We start from the raw sequence: 21,609 nt of genomic DNA, 5'->3' as shown, positions 1-21,609 counted from the left end.
CTCGGGGCGGTCTTCTTTTTCGTAAGGGATGCCTCCCCCCACGACGAAAGACCACAGCCATGACCGGGCCCGCCCACCCTTCGCTTCGCGAGATCGCCGAGCGCGGCATCCCCTTCGCCCTCATCGCACGCGACGGCACCACCGTCGAACTGCTCACCGGCGACGTGGTCGACGTCGAGCTGCTCGCCGACATCCCGCTCACCGACGCCTCCGGTGCGCCGCGCGAGGTGCTCGCGCTGGTGCCGTTCCGGCAGGTCCGCGAGCGCGGCTTCGAGTGCCATGACGACGGCGCGCCGCTGCGCTGCCTGATCGTGGCCGAGCGCGTGGCGCTCCCTCGCGAGGAGGTCTTGGCACAACTGCCCGCCGAGCCGGTCGCGCTCGAGGACGCCGGCTTCGACATCGCCGACGAGGAGTACGCCGACATCGTGCGCCGCGTGATCGCCGATGAGATCGGCCGGGGCGAGGGCGCGAACTTCGTGATCCGCCGCGACTTCACCGCGGGCGTCGGGTCGGATGCCGCCACCGCCGCGCTCACGTGGTTCCGAGCGCTCCTCGAGCACGAGCGGGGCGCGTACTGGACGTTCGCCGTCGTCACCCCGGGGCACGTCGCCGTCGGGGCGAGCCCCGAGGCGCACGTCAGCGCGCGCGACGGCGTGGTGACCATGAACCCCATCTCGGGCACGTTCCGCCACCCCGCCGGCGGCGCCACCCCCGAGACGCTCGCCGAGTTCCTGCGCTCCACGAAGGAGACCGAGGAGCTGTTCATGGTGGTCGACGAGGAGCTGAAGATGATGAGCGCCGTCTGCTCCGACGGCGGCCGCATCACCGGGCCGCATCTCAAGGAGATGTCGCGGCTCACCCACACCGAGTACGTGCTGCGGGGCCGCAGCAGGCTCGACCCCCGTGACATCCTGCGCGAGACGATGTTCGCGCCGACGGTGACGGGGTCACCGATGCAGAACGCCTGCACGGTGATCAAGCGCCACGAGACGACGCCCCGCGGATACTACTCGGGCGTGGCGGCGCTCTTCACGCCGCGGCTCACCCTCGCCGCCGGCGAGGCGACCCACGACCTCGACGCTCCGATCCTCATCCGCACGGCCTACCTCCAGGACGGCCGCCTGCGCGTCCCGGTCGGCGCCACCCTCGTGCGCCACTCCGACCCGTACGGCGAGGTCGGCGAGACCCACGGCAAGGCGGCCGGCGTGCTCGGCGCGATCGGTGCCGTCCCGCGCGACGCCGCCGCCGAGGCGGCGATCGTGCCGGTACCCGACGGCGACGTCATCGACGAGGACGCTCCCGCTCCGGCGCCGCGCCGGCTCGCCGACGACCCGGCGATCGCCGAGCTGCTCGCGTCGCGCAACGCGCGGCTGGCCGAGTTCTGGCTGAACCCGCAGGGCTCCGACGAGGTCGGCCCGTTCACGGGACGCTCCGCCCTCGTGGTCGACGCCGAGGACCGCTTCACCACGATGCTCGCCCACCAGCTGCGGCACCTGGGGCTCGACGCCCGCATCGCGCCGTGGAGCGAGGTCACCGACGAGCAGGTCGACGCCGCGGAGCTGCTGGTCTCGGGGCCGGGACCCGGCGACCCCCGGGACGCCTCCAGCCCCCGCATCCGGCGGATGCGCGAGGTCGTGGCCCGGCGGCGGGAGACCGGCCGTCCGATCCTCGCGGTCTGCCTCAGCCACCAGATCCTCGCCGACTCGCTCGGGATCGACCTCGCGTCGCTGGACGCGCCGCACCAGGGGCTCCAGAAGTCGGTCGACGTGTTCGGCGTGCCCGCATCGATCGGGTTCTACAACACGTTCACCGCTCGGGTCCCCGCCGGGACGCGGCGCGTGGGCGAGGCCGAGGTCGCCGCCGACGCGACGGGCGACGTCTACGCCCTGCGCGGCCCCGGATTCGCGTCGGTGCAGGGCCACCTCGAGTCGATCCTGTCGCGCGACGGCATGACGACGCTCCGCCGGCTCGTCGAGCACGCCCTCACCCCCGTCGACGCCTGACGGCTGCCTTCCCCCTCGCACGTCTCCGGGTTCGGGGCGCGTTGTGAACGTCCGGGGCGCACCCCGCGCGCCCCGAACGCGCGCCGGGCGCCCCGAACCCGGAGAGGACGACGGATGCCGCGGCTCAGGTGATCAGAAGATCGAGACCGGGTTGACGATGTCGGCGAGGATCAGCACGCCGCCCATCGCGATGAGCCCGATCACGACGATGAACGTGACGGGCACGAGCTTGGTCGCGTCGACGGGCTTCGGCGGCGGACGGCGGAACAGCTTCGCCCAGACCCGCTTCAGCCCGTCCCACAGCGCCACGGCGATGTGCCCGCCGTCCAGCGGCAGCAGCGGGATGAGGTTGAAGACGAACAGCGCGATGTTGAGGGAGGCCAGCAGCGACAGGAAGCCGGCGACCCGGTTGAGGATCGGCGCCTCCGCGGCGGCGACCTCGCCCGACAGGCGCCCGGCCCCGACGATGCTGAGCGGTCCGTTCGGGTCGCGCTCCTGGCCCGTCACCAGGCTCACCCCGGTGTCCCAGACCTTTACCGGCAGCTGCCAGATGATGGCCGCGACCGCGCCGACGTTCTGCAGCGCCATCTGCGGACCGACCCAGATCGGCTGGCGCACGTACTCGACCACGGGTCCGACGCCGAGGAACCCGACCTCTTCCGTCGTCGTCGTGCCGTCGGCGGCCGTCGTCTCGGACTCGATGGTGGCGGGCGTGACGGTGAAGGATCGGTCGGCACCGTCGCGCTCGACGACGAACGTGAGCGCCTCACCGGGCGACGAGCGGATGATGGCGGATGCCTCTGCGAAATCGGCGACCGGCTCGCCGTCGATGGACACGAGGGTGTCGCCGGGGAGGATGCCGGCCGTGGCGGCGGGAGCGGCGGGATCGGATGCCGTGCACTCGCTCGCGCTCGTGGCCGGCACGCACTCGGACAGACGGGCGACCGTGGTCGTCGCCGTCTGCACGCCGATGCCGGTGAGCAGGATCGCGAACAGCACGATCGCGAACAGCAGGTTCATCACCGGGCCGCCGAGCATCACGACGACGCGCTTCCAGACCGGAAGCCGGTAGAACACCCGGGTGTCGTCGCCGGCGTGGAGCGTCTCGTCGTTGGCGTCGCGGGCGTCCTGGACCATCGTGGCGAAGAACCCGCCTCCAGCGCGCCCTGCGCGGCTCTCGGCCTGCGGAGACGGCGGGTACATGCCCGCCATCGAGATGTAGCCGCCGAGCGGGACCGCCTTGACGCCGTACTCGGTCTCACCGATGCGCCGCGACCACAGCGTCGGGCCGAACCCGATCATGTACTGCCCCACGCGGACGCCGAACTTCTTCGCGGGCCAGAGGTGGCCCAGCTCGTGCAGGGCGATCGACACCGCCAGGCCCACGACCATGAGCACGACGCCGATGACGAACGCGAGGACTTCCACACGCTCACGGTACCCGCGTCAGGCTTTGAGTTGGGTGTGACCGTCGACCGCCGCCGGGGCGCCGTGCGGGCGCGAGACGGGCCGTATCCGTCCCGTAGGCTCGACGCGAGGAGGAGCCGTGACCCCACGCCACGTCCGCGCGCTGCGCGGGACCGCGGGCGCGTGGGTCGCGACGATCGTCGCCGCAGCCGCTCATACGCTCGGCGGCGGCGGAGCTCCGCCCGTCGCGCTGGTGGCGGCCACCGGGGTGCTGGCCGCCCCGTTCGCCGTGGCGATCGCGGGGCGGCGCCTGGCGATGTGGCGCGTGGCAGCCACGGTGCTCGCCGCCCAGGCGCTCTTCCACGTCTCGTTCGCCGTCACCGCCGGCACCGATCCGGCCGCGCTCCACGGACACCATGTCGCGCACCTCGGCGCCGACCTCAGCGCCCTCGTCCTCCCGGACGCCCCCATGCTGGTCGCCCATGCGATCGCGGGCGCCGTCACCGTGGCCGTGCTTCACGGCGGTGAGCGGATGCTGCGGGCCCTGGGCCGCGGCATCCGCTCGGTGCTCTCGCGCGCCCGCGCCATCGCCCCGCGCGCGCCGATGCCCGCCCGGATCGGCGTCGTCGTCTCGCGGCCTCGCCTCACGGCCGCCGTCGTACTGTCGGACGTCTCGCGGCGCGGCCCACCCGCTCTCGTCACCGCGGCGCGCTGAGCGCCGCACGTCACCCGGACACGCGCCCGCGTGGACCGGTTCCTGTGCGTGCCCCTCCGAGCACGCGTCGATCGGCGCGCCCGACGACACGAGAGACGAAAGACGAAAGAAACGACATGGACAACGCCTCCCACCCTCCCCGCACCCGCACCCGCACCGCCGCCCTGGGCCTCGCGGCCGGCCTCGCCCTGGTCGTGGGCGCGCCGCTCGCGGCCGCAGCCCACGTGCACGTGTCGCCCGACACCGCCTCCGCCGGCGGAACCCGGACGCTCGCGTTCTCGTTCAGCCACGGCTGCGACGGCTCTGCCACGACCGCGCTCTCGATCGGCATCCCCGACGGGGTCGCCAACGCCACGCCGATCGTGGAGGGCGGCTGGACCATCTCGCGCGAGCCGGGCGCCGACGGCGTGCCGACGCACGTCGTGTTCACGAGCGACAGCCCCGTCGAGGACGGGCTCAAGGCCGCAGTCTCGATCGACGTCCTGTTCGCCGAGGACGCCGCCGGCACGACGCTCGCCTTCCCGGTGACCCAGACGTGCGTGGCCGGCGAGACCGCGTGGTCGCAGCTGGCCGAGGAGGGCGAGGACCCGCACGACCTCGACGCGCCCGCGCCGCTGGTGATGGTGACGGATGCCGCAGACGCCGGCGACGGACACACCTCGGGAACCGCGACCGCCGACGGCGACGGCGACGAGCACGCCGCGCATGACGCCGCGGCGGCCGACGCGGATGCCGCGGCATCCGGCACCTCCGCCGACCCGGCCGCCCGCTGGCTGGCAGCCGGCGGACTGGCCGCGGGACTCGCCGCGCTCACCGTCGTGCTGGTGCGCCGCCGCCGGTCGTGACCGCGCCGGGCGCGTCCGCCGCAAGGCGGGCGCGCCCCCACCCCGCCCCCGCCTCGCGCCCGGGGTCGCGCGCGGAGGCCGGCCGCGGGGCGCCGTGCGAAGATGGATGCGCCATGCCGACCGACGCGCCCTCCAACCTGCCCCCGGTACTCCGCCCCGACGCGCCGCCGACCCATTCCCTCGCCGACCTCGCGGCGCTCCTGGGCAGCGAGGTGCGCGGCGACGCCGACGGCGTGACGCTCACGGGCATCACCCTCGCGACGGCCGACCTCCGCCCCGGGGACGTGTTCGTCGCCGTGCAGGGCGTCAACCGTCACGGTGCCGAGTTCGCCGCGGCGGCCGCCGCGAGGGGCGCCGTCGCGGTCGTGACGGATGCCGCCGGCGCCGACGACGCCGCGTCGAGCGGCCTGCCCGTCATCGTGGTCGAGGACCCGCGTGCGCTGCTCGGCGAGCTGTCGGCGTGGGTCTACCGCACCGGCCGCGACGACCGGCTGCCGACGCTGTTCGGCACGACGGGCACCAACGGCAAGACGAGCGTGTCGCACCTGCTCGAGGGCATCCTCGGCCAGCTGGGCGTCACCACCGGCCTGTCGTCGACGGCCGAGCGTCACATCGCAGGACAGGTCGTCGTGTCGCGCCTGACCACCCCCGAGGCGTACGAGATGCACGCGCTCCTGGCGCTCATGCGCGAGCGCGGCGTCGAGGCCGTGGCCGTCGAGGTGAGCGCCCAGGCGCTGAGCCGGCGCCGCGTGGACGGGATCATGTTCGACGTCGCGGGCTTCACGAACCTCACCCACGATCACCTCGACGACTACGCCGACATGCGCGAGTACTTCGAGGCGAAGCTGCCGCTGTTCCGCCCCGACCGCGCGCGCCGCGCCGTCGTGTGCATCGACTCCGAGCCGGGCGCGGAGGTCGTCGCCCGCAGCGAGGTGCCGACGGTGACCGTCGGCACCCCGGACCTGGCGTCCGACGCGGCGACCGCGGCCGCCGCCGACTGGGTGGTCGAGATCCTCGACGAGCGCCCGGTGGGCACCGAGTTCCGCCTGACCGCGCGCGACGGGCGCACGCTGACGACGCTCGTCCCGGTGATCGGACGCCATATGGCCGCCAACGCCGGCCTCGCCATCGTGATGATCCTCGAGGGCGGCTACGCCTGGGAGCGTCTCGTCGCCGCTCTGGACGGCGGGCGCATCGAGGCCTATCTCCCCGGCCGCACGGAGCTCGTCTCGGGCGAGACGGGTCCGGCCGTCTACGTGGACTTCGGCCACTCCCCCGACGCGTTCGAGAAGACCCTCGCCGCGGTGCGGCGCGTGACGCCGGGCAAGGTCGTCATGCTCTTCGGCGCCGACGGCGACCGCGACGCCACCAAGCGCCATGACATGGGCCGCACCGGCGTCGAGGGCAGCGACATCCTCGTGATCACCGACCACCACCCCCGTCACGAGGACCCCGACTCGATCCGCGCCACCCTCATCGAGGGCGCGCGCCGCGCCCGCCCGGATGCCGAGATCCACGAGTACTCGCCCCCGGAGCGCGCGATCATCGAAGCCGTCGCGCTCGTCGGCGACGGGGACGCGATCCTGTGGGCCGGTCCCGGCCACCAGGACTACCGCGACATCCGCGGCGTCCGCACCCCGTACTCGGCGCGGGAGCTGGCCCGCCGAGCCCTCCGCGACGCCGGCTGGCCGGTGCCCGAGCCGCACTGGCCGGTGCCGTACCCGGACGCCGAGACGCCGGCATCCGATCCCCTCCGTCCGGCTTTCCCCACGGCCTGACCCCTCTCCTGCCCCACGGGGGCGAGCGCACGACCCGGTGCGGCGGAGTGCCGGGCGGCGACAGGGTCAGGATGCCGCGGCGATCGCCTCGTCGGCGGTGCGGCGGGCCCACGCCTCGGCCTCGGAGAGCGAGTCGCGGGTGAGGGCGTCGGGCGCCTCGTGCGCGTCGACCACGCGCGCGACGGTGTCGACGATGGCCAGGAAGGCGAGCCGGCCCTCGTGGAAGGCGTCGACCGCCTGCTCGTTCGCGGCGTTGAAGACCGCCGGGTAGGTGCCGCCGGCGCGACCCACCTGCTTCGCGAGGCGGACGGCGGGAAAGGCGTCGTCGTCGAGCGGCTCGAACGTCCACGAGGCCGCCGTCGTCCAGTCCAGCGGGCGCCCGACCCCCGCGACGCGGTGGGGCCAGTCCAGACCGAGCGAGATGGGCAGCCTCATGTCGGGCGGGGATGCCTGGGCGATCGTGGACCCGTCGACGAACTCGACCATGGAGTGGACGATCGACTGCGGGTGGACCACCACGTCGATCTGGGCGTACGGGATGCCGAACAGCAGATGCGCCTCGATGACCTCGAGGCCCTTGTTCACGAGCGTGGCCGAGTTCGTCGTCACGACGCGTCCCATGTCCCACGTGGGGTGGGCGAGCGCCTCCGCCGGCGTCACGCTCTCAAGGGACGCGCGGCTACGACCTCGGAAAGGGCCGCCGGATGCCGTCAGCACGAGCCGACGCACCTCCTCGGGCTCGCCGGAGCGCAGCGCCTGCGCGATCGCGGAGTGCTCGGAGTCGACGGGGACGATCTGCCCCGGCCGGGCGAGGGCGGTGACGAGGTCGCCGCCGACGATGAGGGACTCCTTGTTGGCCAGAGCCAGGGTGCGTCCCGTCTCGAGCGCCGCGAGCGTGGGACCGAGGCCGACCGAGCCGGTGATGCCGTTGAGCACCACGTCCGCTTCCACGTCGCGGACGAGCTGCTCCGCCTCGGCGGCGCCCAGCGCGGTGTGCTCGACGTGGAACTCGTCGGCCTGGGCGGACAGCGCGGTCCTGTCGGAACCGGCTGCGAGACCGACCACCTCGAATCGCCGCGGGTTGGCCCGCACGACGTCGAGCGCCTGCGTGCCGATCGAGCCGGTCGAGCCGAGGATGAGGACGCGCCGCATCCGGCCAGCCTATCGACCGGCCGGACGCGGCCGGCGTCTACTGCTGGGCTGCGCGCTGGACGCCCAGGATGTCGATGACGAAAACCAAGGTCTCGCCGGTGAGGTCGGCGTCGTTGATCTCGCCCTCGCCGTAGCCGAAGGCCGGCGGGATGACCACGAGCACCTGCGAGCCGACGGCCTGACCCTCCAGCGCCTGCTGGAATCCCTCGACGACGCCGGTCGTCGCGAAGGCGGCGGGCTGTCCGCGCTCCCAGCTCGAGTCGAAGACCGTGCCGTCCGACCACTTCGCACCGCTGTACTGCACGAAGACGGTGTCGCCGGGCTCCACGACCGGGCCGTCGCCGGTCTTCAGCTCGTCCAGCTGCACCTCGGCGGGCGGCTCCGTGTCGGGGATGGTGACGGTCGGGGCGCCCTCTTCGGAGAACTCCACGGTCGGGAAGCCGTCGGCCGGCTCCTGCTCCTCGCCGCCGGCGGTCGTCGGAATGAGCTGGGTGGTCTCGGCGACGATCACCACAGGCGAGGCACCCTCGCCGAAGGCGCTGCCGGGAATGGACATCGCGACCGTCGACCCGAGCGGAGCGCACTCGAGAGCGGCGACGAACAGCGAGTAGTTCTGCGGGTCCAGGAGGATCGGGACCTCGCCGGAGTCGTCGGGCGACGAGTCGGAGGAGTCCTGCAGCAGCTCGCCGGTCGAGCCGTCGTACACCGAGTAGAAGCCGCTGACGAGCTCGCCGGCCGCGAGGTCGTCGTCCGAGCCCTCGGTCACGATGGTGCGCTCGATGTCCTCGAAGGCCAGCGAGTCCGGCACGGTGGCGGCGAGGTCGGCGCCGGAGCCGGTGACCTCGATCGCGTCCGAGTCGGCTCCCGACTGCGCATCGAGGAGGCACGTGGAGTCGGCGCTCGACGACGGCGACGGGGTCGTGTCGGGATCCCCCGAGCCCGAGCAACCGGCGAGCACGAGTGCCGACAGCGCGGCGGCGGACAGGGCGGCGAGCGGGCGAATGCGCACGGAGAGACCTCGAGTCGATGTAAGGGGAGCCTCCATCCTTTCGCATCTTTTCTCGGATCGCGCTGAGAACCGGTCATGCCGACGCCGGAATGCGACGGGGAGTACCCTCTACGGGTGACTTCCGACCTCGTACCAGGCACAGACGACAGGGCCGACGAGACGGCAGAAGCGCAGGACTCCGCACCGGGCGCCGTCCGGATGGGATCGACGTACGCGCTGGGCCGATCCATCATCACGCCGCTCGCCCGCCTCGCCTACCGCCCGCGTGTCGAGGGCAAGGGGAACGTCCCGAGGACCGGTCCGGTGATCTTCGCGAGCAACCACCTGTCGTTCATCGACTCCGTGGCGATCCCCGTCGCCGCCCCGCGGCCCGTGCACTTCCTCGCCAAGGCGAGCTACTTCGAGAAGCCGGCGTCCCGCTGGTTCTTCACCGCGATCGGCGCCATCCCGGTGCAGCGCGGTGCGGGGCAGGCCGCGCTGGACGCCCTCGATCAGCAGCGGGCCCTGCTCGAGGAGGGCAGCGCGGTCGCGCTGTACCCCGAGGGGACGCGCTCGCTCGACGGGCGCCTGTACAAGGGACGCACCGGCGTGGCCTTCCTCGCCCTGCAGACCGGAGCGCCCGTCGTGCCGGTGGGGCTCATCGGGACCGACAAGGTGATGCCCGTCGGCGCGAAGAAGCCCTCGATGAAGCACCGCGTGACGGTGAGGTTCGGCGAGCCGCTCGACCTCTCGCACCACGGTCCCGCCTCGTCGGGGCGGGCGCGACGCCTCGCCACCGACGAGATCATGGCCGCCATCCACGCGCTCTCCGGTCAGGAGCTCGCCCACGCCTACAACGAGGTTCCGGCCCAGAACCCGATCGAGCGCATCCGCCAGGTCCTCCCCCACGAGCGGCGCTGACCCTTCGCCGGCCGGCCGGCCGGCCGGTTCGGGTCGGCGGGCCCGATCAGCCCGCGTCGGCGACGACCACGGTGGGCTCGTGCCGCACCGGGAAGTTGACCGAGTTCGCGATGAAGCACCACTCGTTCGCCTGTGCGTGCGCGGCGGTCGCGGCATCCGTCATCGCGGCGTCCGCGACGGTCACGCGCGGGCGGAGCACGACCTCGCGGAACGCGCCGCCGCCGCGCCCGTCCTCCACCATGAGACCGGATGCCTCGTCCTCGTAGCCGACGACCACGACGCCCGCCTTCACGCACGCGTGCAGGTACGACAGGAGGTGGCACTCGCTGAGAGCCGCGAGGAGCAGGTCCTCGGGGTTCCAGCGGGCAGGGTCGCCGCGGAACGGCTTGTCGGCGGAGGCGCCGATGGCCGGCTTGCCGTCGATCTCGAGCGTGACGGACCGGTCGTAGTCGCGGTACCCGGAGGTTCCGGTGCCTCGATCACCCGTCCAGGTGGTCCGGACGGAGTATCGATGCTCGCCCCACATGAGCACAGTCTGTCATGCAGGACCATCGCGGGCGCGACGGTAGGCTGGCGGGGTGCCGCAGACCTTCGCCGCAGCCGACGCCGTCGAGCTCGCCGTCGTCGATCGCAGCGGTTTCATCGAATCACGCCACGCCGGGATCGCCGTCGTCCTCCGCGCCGACGGCACGATCGCCGAGAAGCTCGGCGATCCGTCGTCCCTCGTGCTGCCGCGATCGAGCCTGAAGCCGCTCCAGGCTCTCGCGTGCCTGTCGGCGGGCGCCCCGCTCGAGGGTGACCGGCTCGGCCTCGCCACGGCGAGCCACTCCGGAACGGACCGCCATGTCGCGGTGGTGCGTGAGATCCTCGCCGCCGCCGAGCTGAGCGAAGACGCCCTCGGCTGCCCTGCGGCGTGGCCCGGCGACACGGCCACGCGCGACGAGCTCGTGCGGGAGCTCGGCCGGCCCCAGCGGGTGCGCATGAACTGCTCGGGCAAGCACGCCACGATGCTCCTCACGAGCGTCGTCAACGGGTGGGATCCCGAGGGGTATCTGTCGCCCGCCCACCCGGTGCAGCAGCTCATCCGCGACACGATCGAGCGGCTCATCGGCGAGAAGGCCGCAGCGGTCGCCGTCGACGGGTGCGGCGCCCCCGTGTACGCCATGACGCTGTTCGGGCTCGCGCGGGCGATCCACCGCATCGGCAACTCGTCGACCACCTCCCCGTTCGCCCTGCACCGCAGCGCCGGCGCGCTCGTCGAGGCCGTGCGCGCGGCGCCGTGGACGATCGACGGCCCCGGCCGCCCCGACACGATCGTGATCGAGCGACTCGGCGTCTTCGCGAAGGGTGGTGCAGAGGGCGTCATGGTCATGGTCGCCCCCGACGGCACCACCGTCGCGCTGAAGATGCTCGACGGCAGTGGCCGCGCCGCCACCGCGGTCGCGCTGCGGCTGCTCGAGCGGCACGGCGCACTCGCGTCGGCCGACGTCGCCGACGCGATGTCGAAGCTTCCGCTGACCGTCACCGGCGGCGGACAGGATGTCGGGGCCATCCGCCCCGCCTTCTAGAGGCGCTCCCACGAGGAGCCCGAGCGCTCCAACGGCGGAGCGGAAAGGATGACGCGATGAGGATCAGCGTCCCCACCGAGGTGAAGAACAACGAGTACCGGGTCGCCCTCACCCCCGAGGGCGTGCACGACCTGGTGGCGGCAGGCCATGAGGTCTTCGTGCAGCGCGGCGCGGGCGAGGGCTCGTCGATGCCCGACGCCGAGTACGAGGCCGCCGGCGCGGAGATGCTCGACGACGCCGCGGAGGTGTGGGCCCGCGCGGAGCTGCTGCTGAAGGTCAAGGAGCCGATCGCCGGCGAGTACGGCTACTTCCGCGACGACCTCGTGCTCTTCACGTACCTGCACCTGGCCGCCGACCGCCCGCTGACCGAGCGCCTCGTGGCCGACCGCGTCACGGCGATCGCCTACGAGACCGTGCAGCTTCCCGGCGGCGGGCTTCCCCTCCTCGCCCCGATGAGCGAGGTCGCCGGCCGGCTGGCTCCCATGGTCGGCGCCAACACGCTCATGCGCTCGGCGGGGGGCCTCGGCCTGCTGATGTCGGGGGTGCCCGGCACGCGTCCCGCGACCGTGACGGTGATCGGCGGCGGCGTCGCCGGCGCGAACGCCGCGGTGATCGCGGTCGGCATGGGTGCGGACGTCACCGTCTTCGACACCAACGTGCAGCGCCTGCGCTATCTCGACGACCACTTCCAGGGCCGGGTGAAGACCGCCGCCTCCAATCCCCTCGACCTGGACCGCGCGGTCGCTGCCTCGGATCTCGTCATCGGCTCGGTGCTGATCCCCGGCGCGAAGGCGCCCAAGCTCGTGACGAACGACATGGTCGCCCGCATGCGACCGGGTTCGGTACTGGTGGACATCGCGGTCGACCAGGGCGGCTGCTTCGAGGACACGCACCCGACCACCCACGCCGACCCGACCTTCCCGGTGCACGGCAGCATCTTCTACTGCGTGGCCAACATGCCCGGCGCCGTGCCGAACACCTCGACGTCCGCGCTCACCAACGCGACGCTCCCCTACATCCGCCAGATCGCCCGACGCGGCTGGACGGAGGCGCTGCGAGCGGATGCCGCCCTCGCGGCCGGTCTCAACACCCACGGCGGGCGAGTCGCCAACGCCGGCGTTGCGACCGCGCACGGCTTCGAGGTCGCACCCCTGGAGGGCGTGCTCGTCTGACGCGCCCGCGGGCGAAGGATCCCCGGGTCGCCGACGCGCCCGGGGATCGTGCGTGCGGGGATCGTGCGTGGCATCCGAGGCCGGCGCGCTACGCCCGGCGGGCGCCGGTCCATGGCGCGCTCTGACGGTTCGGCGGGACGTCCGCGGCGGGCAGCACGATGCGGACGGGATCCGCGCCCGCGACGATGAGCCACGCCCGCGCCCGCCCCGGCTCGCAGTACGGGGGCACGCCGCGGAAGCCGGCCAGCACGCGCAGCTCGGCGGCGCAGGACGTGTCGACCACCAGCTCGTGGTCTCCGCGGACGTCCGCGAGCAGTCGCCAGTGCCGCTGCCAGTCGTCCGGCTCCCCCGCCACCACGACGGGCCCGTCCGCCACGCGCGCGGGCGCGGCGGCATACTCCTCGAGGCCGAGGACCGTCACGCCGCGCTGCTCCCACGCGGCGAGCGCCCGGCGCCCGGCCGGCGACCTGCGGGCCACGAGACCTGTCAGCCGGCCCTCCGGCGTCCACGTCGCGTCGGCAGCGGCGGGCGTCACCGGCGCCGCCGGTGCGAGCGCCAGCTGCACCGGGCGCCCGTCGAGGCGTCCGCGGCCGGCCGGCGCGGAAGGGTCGTGGGCCGCGGGGTCGCCTCCCGCGGCGGCGTGGTCGATGCGCGTCGCATAGGGAAGGACGATGCGGCGCGGAAACAGCTCGGCGATCCTGGACACGGCGCCCGTCACGCGGTGGGCGCCGGCGACGACGAGCACACCGCTGTCGCCGGATCGCCGCACGAAGAGCTCCACCCGCTCGAGGACGGCCTGCGCATGCTCGGGAGGGAAGCGCAGCGCCACCGCGTCGAGGTCGTCCAGGAGCACGATCGTCCCCGGCGCCGGAGGCTCCTCGGACAGTCTGGCCACGGCATCCCACATCCCCTCCAGCCCCGCGGGCACGCGCTCGACGGCGCCCGGCGCCTGCGCCTGGATGAGGTCCAGCGCATTCGAGACGCCGGACCCCGGTCCGCCGAGTACGAGGATCGCCCGATCGCCGGCGGCCACCGTGACGACCGGCTGCCGCTGCCGGTCGGGCTCGTCGGCGATTCCGAGCAGCACCCCACCGTGCGCCGCCGGATCCGCTGCAGCCCGGCTCGCCAGCTCGTCGAGCCCGACGACGCGAGGAAGCTCCGGCAGCCAGGGCCTGGACGGCGCGCTCGTGCCGCCCCGCCGCGACGCCGTCGCGACGTCCTGCGCACCCGACAGGGCGACCCGCACCGGCTGCGGAGCCGCGTCGCCGGCACGGCGCACGTACGCGGTGCCGCGCCTCTCCGCACCGCCGGGCAGCATCGCCGCATCGTCAGTGCCGATCACGGCCCTGCTGTCGGCGGCGTCCGTCACGCGCAGGCTGATGCGCAGCGGGCAGTTGGCGAGCAGGTTGTCGCGGATCACCCCGGCGGCGCGCTGCGTGCCGAGGATGAGGTGGATCCCGAGCGCCCGGCCGCGCGCGGCGAGGTCGGCGAACAGACCGTGCAGCTCCGGCTGATCCGCGAGCAGCGCGGCGAACTCGTCGACGACGACGACCAGCCTCGGCAGGCGCACGCGCGGGTCGACGATGTCTCGCGCCCCTGCGGCGGCGATGGCTGCCTCGCGACGCCGGAGCTCGGCTCGCAGGCTCTCGATGGCGCGCCGCGCGCCCGAGCCGTCGAGGTCGGTGATCACGCCGGTGATGTGCGGAACGCCGGCGAGTCCGTCGAACGCCGTGCCGCCCTTGAAATCGGCGAGGAGGAAGGTGACCTCGTCGGCGGACCGCGTCGCGCACAGCGCCAGGATCCACGTGATGAGCAACTCGCTCTTGCCTGCTCCGGTGACGCCGGCGACGACGGCGTGGGGGCCGTCGGCGACGAGATCGACGACCGCCGCGTCGCCGGCCGTCACTCCGATGACCGCGGGCAGCCCGCCCCCGATCGCCTCGGGCGTCGCGGGGAGCAGCGGCGACAGTGCGATCGGGCCGTCGTCCTCGCGCGTCATCCCGAGCGTGGCCTCGGCGCGCGCGGTGAGATCGGCGGCGATCTCCTCGGCCTGCAGGCGGGAGACGGCCTCGACGGCGAGCGTGACGACCTCGCCGCCGTATTCGAGGCGCGCGGAGGCGGGCGCGGTCACGGTGATCACCGCCTGGCAGCGCGGTGGCGGCGGATCGCCCGGACGACACCGTGCAAGGACGATGTCGGCGTGGGCGGGCACGAGCTCGCCGGGGCCGACGATGGCCAGGCCCGATCCGGAGGCCGCGGCGCGGTGCGGCAGCGTCTCGGCCCACTCCATGCCGCGGCCGAGGGGGCCGACGATGCGCAGGTCACCGGGAGCGAGCGCAAGGCACAGCTGCAGGGCGAGCGCCCGCTGCACGGCGGCGCCGACCGTCTCGCCGCCGACGACGGCGACGCCGGCCTCGAGCGGCACGGTGATCGGCGCGCCTTCCACCCGCGCGGCGCGGCGGCGCAGCAGGGCGGCAGCCGGATCGCCGTCGCCGCCGCTCACGCGCACCGCGCTCGCGCGCTCCCCCTCCCCGACGACGAGCGAGGCGATCCGCCCCGAACGCCACACGTCGCCGGGTCGCCGCAGGAGACGCGCCGCATCCGGATGCCGGGACCACAGCTGGGCGCGCTCGGTCTCGTGGCGGGCGGCCACCGCCGAGGACACCGCCTCGCGTGCGCGTGCCGCCTCGGCGCTCGCGCGCCTGCCGTCGCGCCGCGCCGCGCGGCGGGCGTCGGCGACGGCCGCCCCGGCGATGAGCGGGCCGAGGAGGGCGAACCAGAGCGAGTACACCGAGCCGGTCACGAGCCACAGAACGACGGCGCCCACGACCGGGACGACGGCGGCGACGACGGGCAGCGGCGGTCGGGCGGGCGGCGCCCAGGCCGCAGGGAGGGTCAGCGGCTCATCGTCGATCGCGAGGGGAGCCTCGGTGGCCGGAGAAGCGGGCGCGCGCATGCGCCCAGTCCACAGCGGCGGGGCTCGCCCGGCGTGATGCCCGCGCGGATCTGTGGATGCGGCGGGGTCACTCCCCCGCTGTGGAGGAGTCCCCGTCGTCGGCGCCGCCTGCGGCCGGCCGGCCGACGTCGAGCACGACGATCGTGATGTTGTCGCGCCCGCCGTTCTCCAGCGCTGCGTCGAGCATGGCCATCACGGCGTCACCCGGATCGGGGTTCTCGTCGAGGAAGTGGCGGATGCCGTAGTCGGTGAGCTCCTTCGTCAGCCCATCCGAGCAGATCACGAACCGGTCGCCCTCCAGGACGTCCAGGCGCACGTAGTCCGGCGTCACGCCGTCGCTCGGGCCGACGGCACGCGTGATGACGTTGCCGTACGGGTGGTTCTCGGCCTCTTCGGGACTCAGACGGCCTGCCGCGACGAGCTCCTGCACCACCGAGTGGTCCGTCGTGATCTGCACGATGGCCCCGTCGCGCACGAGGTACACGCGGGAGTCGCCGATGTTGAGGGTCACCCAGTGCGGCGCGTCGCCCGACGTGTCGAGGAAGACACCCGTGACCGTGGTGCCCGTGCCGTCGTCCGTGGCCTCGGGGTGGGACGCGATGTCCTTCACCGCCCGCGCGAGCGCCTTCTCGATGGTCTTGGGCGTGACGTTGCCGCTGCCGGCGACCGCCCGGAGCCGCTCGATCGTGCTCGCACTGGCGATCTCGCCGCCGACGTGCCCGCCCATCCCGTCGGCGACGACGAACAGCGGGTACTCCGCGAACACGGCGTCCTGGTTCACCTCGCGGCGGCGGCCGGTGTCAGTGACGGCCGCCCAAGCGAGCTCCAGCGCACCGCCCGGAACCGGAACGGTGAGCGACTGGGTGGATACCTCGGGCACGCCGTGTCCTCTTCGTCGCTGCCGCGGAAGCCCGTCGCCTCCGCGTCATCACATACTAGTCGGTTACTCGCGGGGGTCCTCGGACGCGGCGAGCGCCGCTACAATGATCCGCGCGCCGGCGCGGCGGCTCAGGCGGTGGCGGCGGCTCAGGCGGTGGCGGCGGGAGGCGGAAAGATCCCGTCGATCGCCTCGAGGTCCGCCGCCGTCGGCGTCCAGGCCGTCGCCGCCTCGGCGTTCGCGCGCACCTGCTCCGGGCTGGTGGCACCCGCGATCACGCTCGAGAGCCCCGGCCGGGCCAGCAGCCAGCCGAACGTCGCCTGCAGCATCGTTATGCCCCGCTCGTCGCAGAACGCCTGGAAGGCCTCGAGCGCGTCCCACGGCGCGTCCCGGTAGAGGTGGGGCCGCTGCCGCATGATGCGGGAGTCGGCGGGCGCGGCATCCCTCGTGAACTTGCCCGTCAGCAGGCCGTTGTGCAGCGGGAAGTACGGCAGGAACCCGACGCCGTACCGCTCGACCGCCGGCAGCAGGTCGAGCTCCGCACCGCGCGCCAGCAGGCTGTAGTGGTTCTGGGCCGACACGAAGGGCACACTGTGGCGCATGAGCGCGGTGAAGTGCGCCTCGGCGACCTGCCACCCCGCGAAGTTCGAGTGACCGATGTAGCGCACCTTGCCCTCGCGCACGAGGTCGCCCAGCGCGTCGAGCGTCTCTTCGACGGGGGTGGCCGGGTCGGGCACGTGCAGCTGGTACAGGTCGATCCAGTCGGTCTGCAGCCGGGTGAGGGATGCCTCGACCGCGCGCCGCACGTACGAGCGCGAGCCCTTCGACCCGGTCGTCGGGTAGCCCATGTCGCGCGTCTGCCCGAACTTGGTCGCGAGCGTGACCCGATCGCGCCGCCCCTTCAGCGCCTCTCCCATCAGCGTCTCGGAGAGCCCCGGCTCGCGCCCGTACATGTCCGCGGTGTCGAGGAAGGTCACACCCGCGTCGATCGCGGCGTCGAGCACGGCGCGCGTGCCGTCGAGGGTCTCGGTCCGGGTCCCCTCGCGGCCGAAGTTGTTGCAGCCCAGTCCGACGGCGGAGACGAGGAGACCGGACGCGCCCATGCGGCGCAGCGGAACAGTGGAGGTCATTCCTCCACGTTAGCCGCGGGTCGGCGGCGCGCCGGAAGACGCGACAGCCCCTCGCCGGATCGGCGAGGGGCTGTCGGAGCGGTCGTCGCTACGGCTTCGCGGGAGCCGGCGGCTCCGGGGCCGGCGGCTCCGTGGCGGGAGGCTCCGCCGAGGGCGAGGTCGCCCCAGGCTCGGCGGCGGGCGGAGTGGCCGGCGCGGCCGGAGCTGCGGGCGGCGGCGCGTAGCCTGCCGGCGGTGCCGGCGGCGCAGCGGACGCGGTCGGCGCGGGCGGAGGTGCCGAGTATCCCGCGGGCGGCTCGTACGCCGCCGGGGCGGCGCCGTATCCGGGTGCTGTGGCGGGGTTCGCCGGGTAGCCGCCCGCCGGGGTCTGCGCGGGAACGCCGCTCCACACCGTCTTGTCGGCGAGGAAGCTCCCCGCCCAGGGCGCGGCCGGGATCGCGGTGTTCCAGCGCGAGCGGTCGAACGCGTTGATGCCCAGCCAGACGATCGCGAGGAAGAAGTACAGGATGAGCCAGACGGCTTCCTTCTGCAGCTTCAGCCCCACGCGCCACGCGGCGAGGAGCGTGTACAGGAAGGCGGCGAGGCCGATGAGCGAGCCGAGCACCGGCACCCAGCCGAGCACGATCCCGCCACCCCACAGGATCAGCAGCCACCACGGGTTGAGGTCGCCGAGCTTGACGAAGATCAGGGTGTTGTAGACGGGCACCCAGGCGCGCCAGCGCCCCTGCACCCCTGCCTTGTCGAAGATCTTCATGAGGAACCAGGAGCCGATGACGTAGCCGGCGATGGCGATCAGGAAGAGGAAGGGGGCGATGATGAGCCAGGCGAGGAGCGCCCCGGCGCCGCCGTCGTTGTAGTCCATGGTGGAGCGACCTCCGAGAGAGTCGATTCGGGTCGCATCGCGACGCGACGCGACCGCGGAGCCCCTGCTCCGCTGGACACATGCTATCGACGCTCTCAGCGAACTGTCAGCATTGACGCCACGATCCGGGGGATGGCCCGGCCGCCCGGCGGTGGATAGCCTGAGCAGAACTCGATCCGAAGGACCGTCATGACAGACCAGAACCCGTCCGCTCCCACGCCGCCGCCGCTTCCTCCGCAGTCCGCCGCAGAGGCCGCGCGCGCGACCGACCCCGACGACACCGGTGTCCCCCGCGTCGGCGGCGACGCCGGCGACGTCAGCCGCGGGTTCTTCTCCGCGCTGTTCGACCTGTCGTTCCGGACCTTCATCACGCGCCGCCTCGCGAGCGTGTTCTACTTCGTCGGTCTCATCGCGATCGGCATCGGGTTCATCGTGTACTTCGCCGGCGGGATCATCAACGCGATCTCGGTGATGTGGCTCAACGTCGGCGCAGGGGTCACGGGGCTGATCGCCACCATCATCGTGGTGCCGGTGCTGACGTTCCTCTCGATCATCCTGCTCAGGTTCGTCATCGAGGCGGTCGTCGCCCTCATCGCGATCGCGGAGAACACCGAGCGCACGGCGCAGCACACGCGGCGCTGAGGCCTCGACCGGTTCAGCGATCGGTCGGCGAGCCGGGCGCAGGGGCGAAGAGCTCGAGCTCGCCCTCACCGCTCTCGTGCACGCGCAGACCGGATGACTCCGCCCACCGGAGGAACGCGGCCGGGGACGAGATGCGGGGGCGCTCCTGGGCGAGCCGTCGCACGAGAGCGCCCTTGGCGTGCTTGTTGAAGTGATTGAGCGCCCGCACCGCGCCGTCGCCGCCTTCGCTCACGACACGCACGTACCGCGACGCGACGCCGGCCGGCACCGGGCCGAGGGCGGCGTAGGCCTCCGAGCGCAGGTCGAGCACGAAGCGGGGCGCGAGGTCGGCGATCGCGGCGGTCGTCGCCTCGGCCCACAGGCGCCGCAGCGGAGGAAGGCCGGGCAGGGACGCGCCGGCGCCGAGCCGGTAGGCCGGAATGGGGTCGAGCGCCCACACCGGGCCCAACGGCGCGGAGTGGATCATGACATGGGCACCCAGCCAGCGACGAGCCGTCGCAGGGAGGGATGCCGCGTCCAGCGCGTCGAAGAGGACGCCCGTGTAGCGGTCGACCGCGGCCATGGTCGACGCGTCGCGCACCGCGGCGTTCACGGCGACCTCGCCGCGCTGGCGGGGACCGAGCTTGAGCACGCGGGCGGACTCCTCCTCGTCCGCGGCCAGGGCCACGAGGGCGGAGAGGACGGCCTCGCGCTGCGGGGCGAGCTGGGCGAGCGCCAGCCCGCCCGGGTCCAGCCGCGCGCCCGCGCCACCGGGACGCTTCGTCTCGGACGGCGGCAGGAGGATCAGCATGGTGCTCCGGAGCGGATCGATGGGCGGGGCGGGAACACGACTCGGCCGGCCCCCGCGGGGGCCGGCCGAGTGCGTGTACAGCGGGTGATCAGGAGATCAGGGCGGCGTTTCCGGCCACGATCGTCAGATCGTCGCCCTCCATCGACAGGAAGCCGTCCTGCGCGTTGGCGATGATCTTCGTGCCGGAGGTCTGAGTGATGCGCACCTGGCCCTCGGCGAGGATCGCGAGCACCGGCTCGTGCCCGGTCATGAAGCCGATCTCGCCCTCGACGGTCTTGGCGACGACGAGCGACGCCTCACCCGACCAGACCTCCGCGTCGGCGGAGACCAGGCTCACCTTGAGCGGCATGTCAGCCGTTCTCCTTCTGGATGCGAGCCCACGCCTCTTCGACGTCCGAGATCCCGCCGACGTTGAAGAAGGCCTGCTCGGCGACGTGGTCGAAGTCGCCCTTGACGATCGCGTCGAACGACTCGATGGTCTCCTTGATCGGAACGGTCGACCCCTCGACACCGGTGAACTTCTTCGCCATGTAGGTGTTCTGCGAGAGGAACTGCTGGATGCGGCGCGCGCGGGCGACGACGATCTTGTCCTCTTCCGAGAGCTCGTCGACACCGAGGATCGCGATGATCTCCTGCAGCTCCTTGTTCTTCTGGAGGATCTGCTTCACGGCGGTGGCCACGCGGTAGTGGTCCTCACCGATGTACCGCGGGTCGAGGATGCGGCTCGTCGACGACAGCGGGTCGACCGCGGGGTACAGGCCCTTGGACGCGATCTCGCGCGAGAGCTCGGTGGTCGCATCGAGGTGGGCGAACGTGGTCGCCGGCGCCGGGTCGGTGTAGTCGTCGGCGGGCACGTAGATCGCCTGCAGCGAGGTGATCGAGTGGCCGCGCGTCGAGGTGATGCGCTCCTGCAGGATGCCCATCTCGTCGGCCAGGTTCGGCTGGTAGCCCACCGCGGACGGCATGCGGCCGAGCAGCGTCGACACCTCGGAGCCCGCCTGCGTGAAGCGGAAGATGTTGTCGATGAAGAGCAGCACGTCCTGCTTCTGGACGTCGCGGAAGTACTCCGCCATCGTCAGGGCCGAGAGGGCCACGCGCAGACGGGTCCCCGGCGGCTCGTCCATCTGGCCGAACACGAGGGCGGTCTTGTCGAAGACGCCCGCCTCCTCCATCTCGCCGATGAGGTCGTTGCCCTCACGGGTGCGCTCGCCGACGCCCGCGAACACCGACACGCCGCCGTGGTCCTGCGCGACGCGCTGGATCATCTCCTGGATGAGGACGGTCTTGCCGACGCCCGCACCGCCGAAGAGGCCGATCTTGCCACCCTGCACGTACGGGGTGAGGAGGTCGATGACCTTGATGCCGGTCTCGAACATCTCGGTCTTCGACTCGAGCTGGTCGAACGACGGCGCCTGACGGTGGATGCCCCAGCGCTCGGTGACCTCGATGGTCTCACCGGGCGCGGCGTTGAGGACGTCGCCGGTGACGTTGAACACCTTGCCCTTGGTGACGTCGCCGACGGGCACCGTGATGGGGCCGCCGGTGTTGCGCACCTCCTGGCCGCGGACCATGCCGTCGGTCGGCTTCAGGGAGATGGCGCGCACGAGGTCGTCGCCGAGGTGCTGGGCGACCTCGAGCGTGATCTCGGTGGACTCGCCGTCGATCGTGATGGTGGTCTTCAGCGCGTTGTAGATGTCGGGGATCGAGTCGTGAGGGAACTCGATGTCGACGACCGGGCCGGTGACGCGCGCGACGCGTCCGACCGCGGTCGCGGTCTTCTCAGCGGTGAGGCTCATGGCTTCT

Annotated in this window: 19 protein-coding genes; 8 read left to right on the top strand and 11 right to left on the bottom strand. The window is 73.1% G+C overall.

Annotation, left to right across the window (positions count from 1 at the left end):
• Positions 1-59 precede the first annotated feature (59 nt).
• Complete coding sequence (locus ACWGUG_RS12835; protein ID WP_452324910.1) at positions 60-2,003, top strand: anthranilate synthase family protein; 1,944 nt, start codon at positions 60-62, stop codon at positions 2,001-2,003.
• A gap of 132 nt (positions 2,004-2,135) precedes the next feature.
• Here ACWGUG_RS12835 and ACWGUG_RS12830 read toward each other — a convergent pair whose 3' ends face one another.
• A complete protein-coding gene (locus ACWGUG_RS12830; RefSeq protein WP_336398592.1) occupies positions 2,136-3,431 on the bottom strand; it encodes a M50 family metallopeptidase in 1,296 nt (431 codons plus the stop codon).
• Between the two features lie 118 nt (positions 3,432-3,549).
• Between ACWGUG_RS12830 and ACWGUG_RS12825 the strand changes: the two genes are divergently transcribed.
• The 3 genes from ACWGUG_RS12825 (at position 3,550) to ACWGUG_RS12815 (ending at position 6,748) form a co-directional block, all read left to right on the top strand.
• Positions 3,550-4,125, top strand: a complete 576-nt coding sequence (locus ACWGUG_RS12825) for a hypothetical protein (protein WP_452324909.1) — start codon at positions 3,550-3,552, stop codon at positions 4,123-4,125.
• Positions 4,126-4,241: 116 nt separating this feature from the next.
• Positions 4,242-4,970: a DUF1775 domain-containing protein gene (locus ACWGUG_RS12820; RefSeq protein WP_452324908.1), complete on the top strand. Its 729-nt coding sequence runs from the start codon at positions 4,242-4,244 to the stop codon at positions 4,968-4,970.
• 113 nt (positions 4,971-5,083) lie between these two features.
• Positions 5,084-6,748, top strand: coding sequence for a Mur ligase family protein (locus ACWGUG_RS12815; RefSeq protein ID WP_452324907.1), 1,665 nt, complete (start codon positions 5,084-5,086; stop codon positions 6,746-6,748).
• Positions 6,749-6,814: 66 nt separating this feature from the next.
• Here ACWGUG_RS12815 and dxr read toward each other — a convergent pair whose 3' ends face one another.
• Entirely contained in the window at positions 6,815-7,900 is a 1,086-nt protein-coding gene (dxr, locus tag ACWGUG_RS12810) for a 1-deoxy-D-xylulose-5-phosphate reductoisomerase (RefSeq protein WP_378882789.1), read from the bottom strand.
• A gap of 37 nt (positions 7,901-7,937) precedes the next feature.
• Complete coding sequence (locus ACWGUG_RS12805; RefSeq protein ID WP_336398587.1) at positions 7,938-8,909, bottom strand: FKBP-type peptidyl-prolyl cis-trans isomerase; 972 nt, start codon at positions 8,907-8,909, stop codon at positions 7,938-7,940.
• 75 nt (positions 8,910-8,984) lie between these two features.
• Here ACWGUG_RS12805 and ACWGUG_RS12800 point away from each other — a divergent pair, with 75 nt between their 5' ends.
• Positions 8,985-9,809, top strand: coding sequence for a lysophospholipid acyltransferase family protein (locus ACWGUG_RS12800; RefSeq protein ID WP_378882783.1), 825 nt, complete (start codon positions 8,985-8,987; stop codon positions 9,807-9,809).
• Positions 9,810-9,855: 46 nt separating this feature from the next.
• Here ACWGUG_RS12800 and ACWGUG_RS12795 read toward each other — a convergent pair whose 3' ends face one another.
• Complete coding sequence (locus ACWGUG_RS12795; protein ID WP_452324906.1) at positions 9,856-10,335, bottom strand: OsmC family protein; 480 nt, start codon at positions 10,333-10,335, stop codon at positions 9,856-9,858.
• 52 nt (positions 10,336-10,387) lie between these two features.
• Between ACWGUG_RS12795 and ACWGUG_RS12790 the strand changes: the two genes are divergently transcribed.
• Complete coding sequence (locus tag ACWGUG_RS12790) at positions 10,388-11,377, top strand: asparaginase (protein ID WP_452324905.1); 990 nt, start codon at positions 10,388-10,390, stop codon at positions 11,375-11,377.
• Positions 11,378-11,433: 56 nt separating this feature from the next.
• Positions 11,434-12,549, top strand: coding sequence for an alanine dehydrogenase (ald, locus tag ACWGUG_RS12785; protein WP_452324904.1), 1,116 nt, complete (start codon positions 11,434-11,436; stop codon positions 12,547-12,549).
• A gap of 88 nt (positions 12,550-12,637) precedes the next feature.
• Here ald and ACWGUG_RS12780 read toward each other — a convergent pair whose 3' ends face one another.
• The 4 genes from ACWGUG_RS12780 to ACWGUG_RS12765 all read right to left on the bottom strand — a co-directional run bounded on the left by ACWGUG_RS12780 (position 12,638) and on the right by ACWGUG_RS12765 (position 18,374).
• Positions 12,638-15,505, bottom strand: a complete 2,868-nt coding sequence (locus tag ACWGUG_RS12780; protein ID WP_452324903.1) for an FtsK/SpoIIIE domain-containing protein — start codon at positions 15,503-15,505, stop codon at positions 12,638-12,640.
• A 67-nt stretch (positions 15,506-15,572) separates the two neighbouring features.
• Complete coding sequence (locus ACWGUG_RS12775) at positions 15,573-16,385, bottom strand: PP2C family protein-serine/threonine phosphatase (protein ID WP_378882771.1); 813 nt, start codon at positions 16,383-16,385, stop codon at positions 15,573-15,575.
• Positions 16,386-16,531: 146 nt separating this feature from the next.
• Complete coding sequence (locus ACWGUG_RS12770) at positions 16,532-17,512, bottom strand: aldo/keto reductase (protein ID WP_378882768.1); 981 nt, start codon at positions 17,510-17,512, stop codon at positions 16,532-16,534.
• Positions 17,513-17,600: 88 nt separating this feature from the next.
• Entirely contained in the window at positions 17,601-18,374 is a 774-nt protein-coding gene (locus ACWGUG_RS12765) for a large exoprotein (RefSeq protein WP_336398580.1), read from the bottom strand.
• Between the two features lie 189 nt (positions 18,375-18,563).
• Here ACWGUG_RS12765 and ACWGUG_RS12760 point away from each other — a divergent pair, with 189 nt between their 5' ends.
• Positions 18,564-19,016, top strand: a complete 453-nt coding sequence (locus ACWGUG_RS12760; RefSeq protein WP_336398579.1) for a DUF4282 domain-containing protein — start codon at positions 18,564-18,566, stop codon at positions 19,014-19,016.
• 13 nt (positions 19,017-19,029) lie between these two features.
• On the opposite strand, the gene ACWGUG_RS12755 is transcribed toward ACWGUG_RS12760, so the two are convergent.
• The 3 genes from ACWGUG_RS12755 to atpD all read right to left on the bottom strand — a co-directional run bounded on the left by ACWGUG_RS12755 (position 19,030) and on the right by atpD (position 21,602).
• A complete protein-coding gene (locus ACWGUG_RS12755) occupies positions 19,030-19,806 on the bottom strand; it encodes a YaaA family protein (protein WP_452324902.1) in 777 nt (258 codons plus the stop codon).
• Positions 19,807-19,894: 88 nt separating this feature from the next.
• Positions 19,895-20,155, bottom strand: coding sequence for a F0F1 ATP synthase subunit epsilon (locus tag ACWGUG_RS12750; RefSeq protein WP_194397897.1), 261 nt, complete (start codon positions 20,153-20,155; stop codon positions 19,895-19,897).
• Between the two features lies 1 nt (position 20,156).
• Positions 20,157-21,602 carry a F0F1 ATP synthase subunit beta gene (gene atpD / locus ACWGUG_RS12745; protein ID WP_336398577.1) on the bottom strand — a complete coding sequence of 482 codons (1,446 nt, stop codon included), beginning with the start codon at positions 21,600-21,602 and terminating at the stop codon, positions 20,157-20,159.
• Between the last annotated feature and the right edge of the window lie 7 nt (positions 21,603-21,609).

Source organism: Microbacterium sp. NPDC055455, from assembly GCF_053619935.1.
The sequence above is the reverse complement of the archived record's forward strand: the minus strand, read 5'-3'. Positions and strand labels throughout refer to the sequence as shown.

Coding starts and splice junctions, on each gene's coding strand:
- ACWGUG_RS12815 (WP_452324907.1), top strand. CDS start 5,084: ATGCCGACCGACGCGCCCTCCAACCTGCCCCCGGTACTCCGCCCCGAC.
- ald (WP_452324904.1), top strand. CDS start 11,434: ATGAGGATCAGCGTCCCCACCGAGGTGAAGAACAACGAGTACCGGGTC.
- ACWGUG_RS12770 (WP_378882768.1), bottom strand. CDS start 17,512: ATGACCTCCACTGTTCCGCTGCGCCGCATGGGCGCGTCCGGTCTCCTC.
- ACWGUG_RS12765 (WP_336398580.1), bottom strand. CDS start 18,374: ATGGACTACAACGACGGCGGCGCCGGGGCGCTCCTCGCCTGGCTCATC.
- atpD (WP_336398577.1), bottom strand. CDS start 21,602: ATGAGCCTCACCGCTGAGAAGACCGCGACCGCGGTCGGACGCGTCGCG.
- ACWGUG_RS12820 (WP_452324908.1), top strand. CDS start 4,242: ATGGACAACGCCTCCCACCCTCCCCGCACCCGCACCCGCACCGCCGCC.
- ACWGUG_RS12800 (WP_378882783.1), top strand. CDS start 8,985: ATGCCGACGCCGGAATGCGACGGGGAGTACCCTCTACGGGTGACTTCC.
- ACWGUG_RS12835 (WP_452324910.1), top strand. CDS start 60: ATGACCGGGCCCGCCCACCCTTCGCTTCGCGAGATCGCCGAGCGCGGC.
- ACWGUG_RS12760 (WP_336398579.1), top strand. CDS start 18,564: ATGACAGACCAGAACCCGTCCGCTCCCACGCCGCCGCCGCTTCCTCCG.
- dxr (WP_378882789.1), bottom strand. CDS start 7,900: ATGCGGCGCGTCCTCATCCTCGGCTCGACCGGCTCGATCGGCACGCAG.
- ACWGUG_RS12780 (WP_452324903.1), bottom strand. CDS start 15,505: ATGCGCGCGCCCGCTTCTCCGGCCACCGAGGCTCCCCTCGCGATCGAC.
- ACWGUG_RS12795 (WP_452324906.1), bottom strand. CDS start 10,335: ATGTGGGGCGAGCATCGATACTCCGTCCGGACCACCTGGACGGGTGAT.
- ACWGUG_RS12750 (WP_194397897.1), bottom strand. CDS start 20,155: ATGCCGCTCAAGGTGAGCCTGGTCTCCGCCGACGCGGAGGTCTGGTCG.
- ACWGUG_RS12755 (WP_452324902.1), bottom strand. CDS start 19,806: ATGCTGATCCTCCTGCCGCCGTCCGAGACGAAGCGTCCCGGTGGCGCG.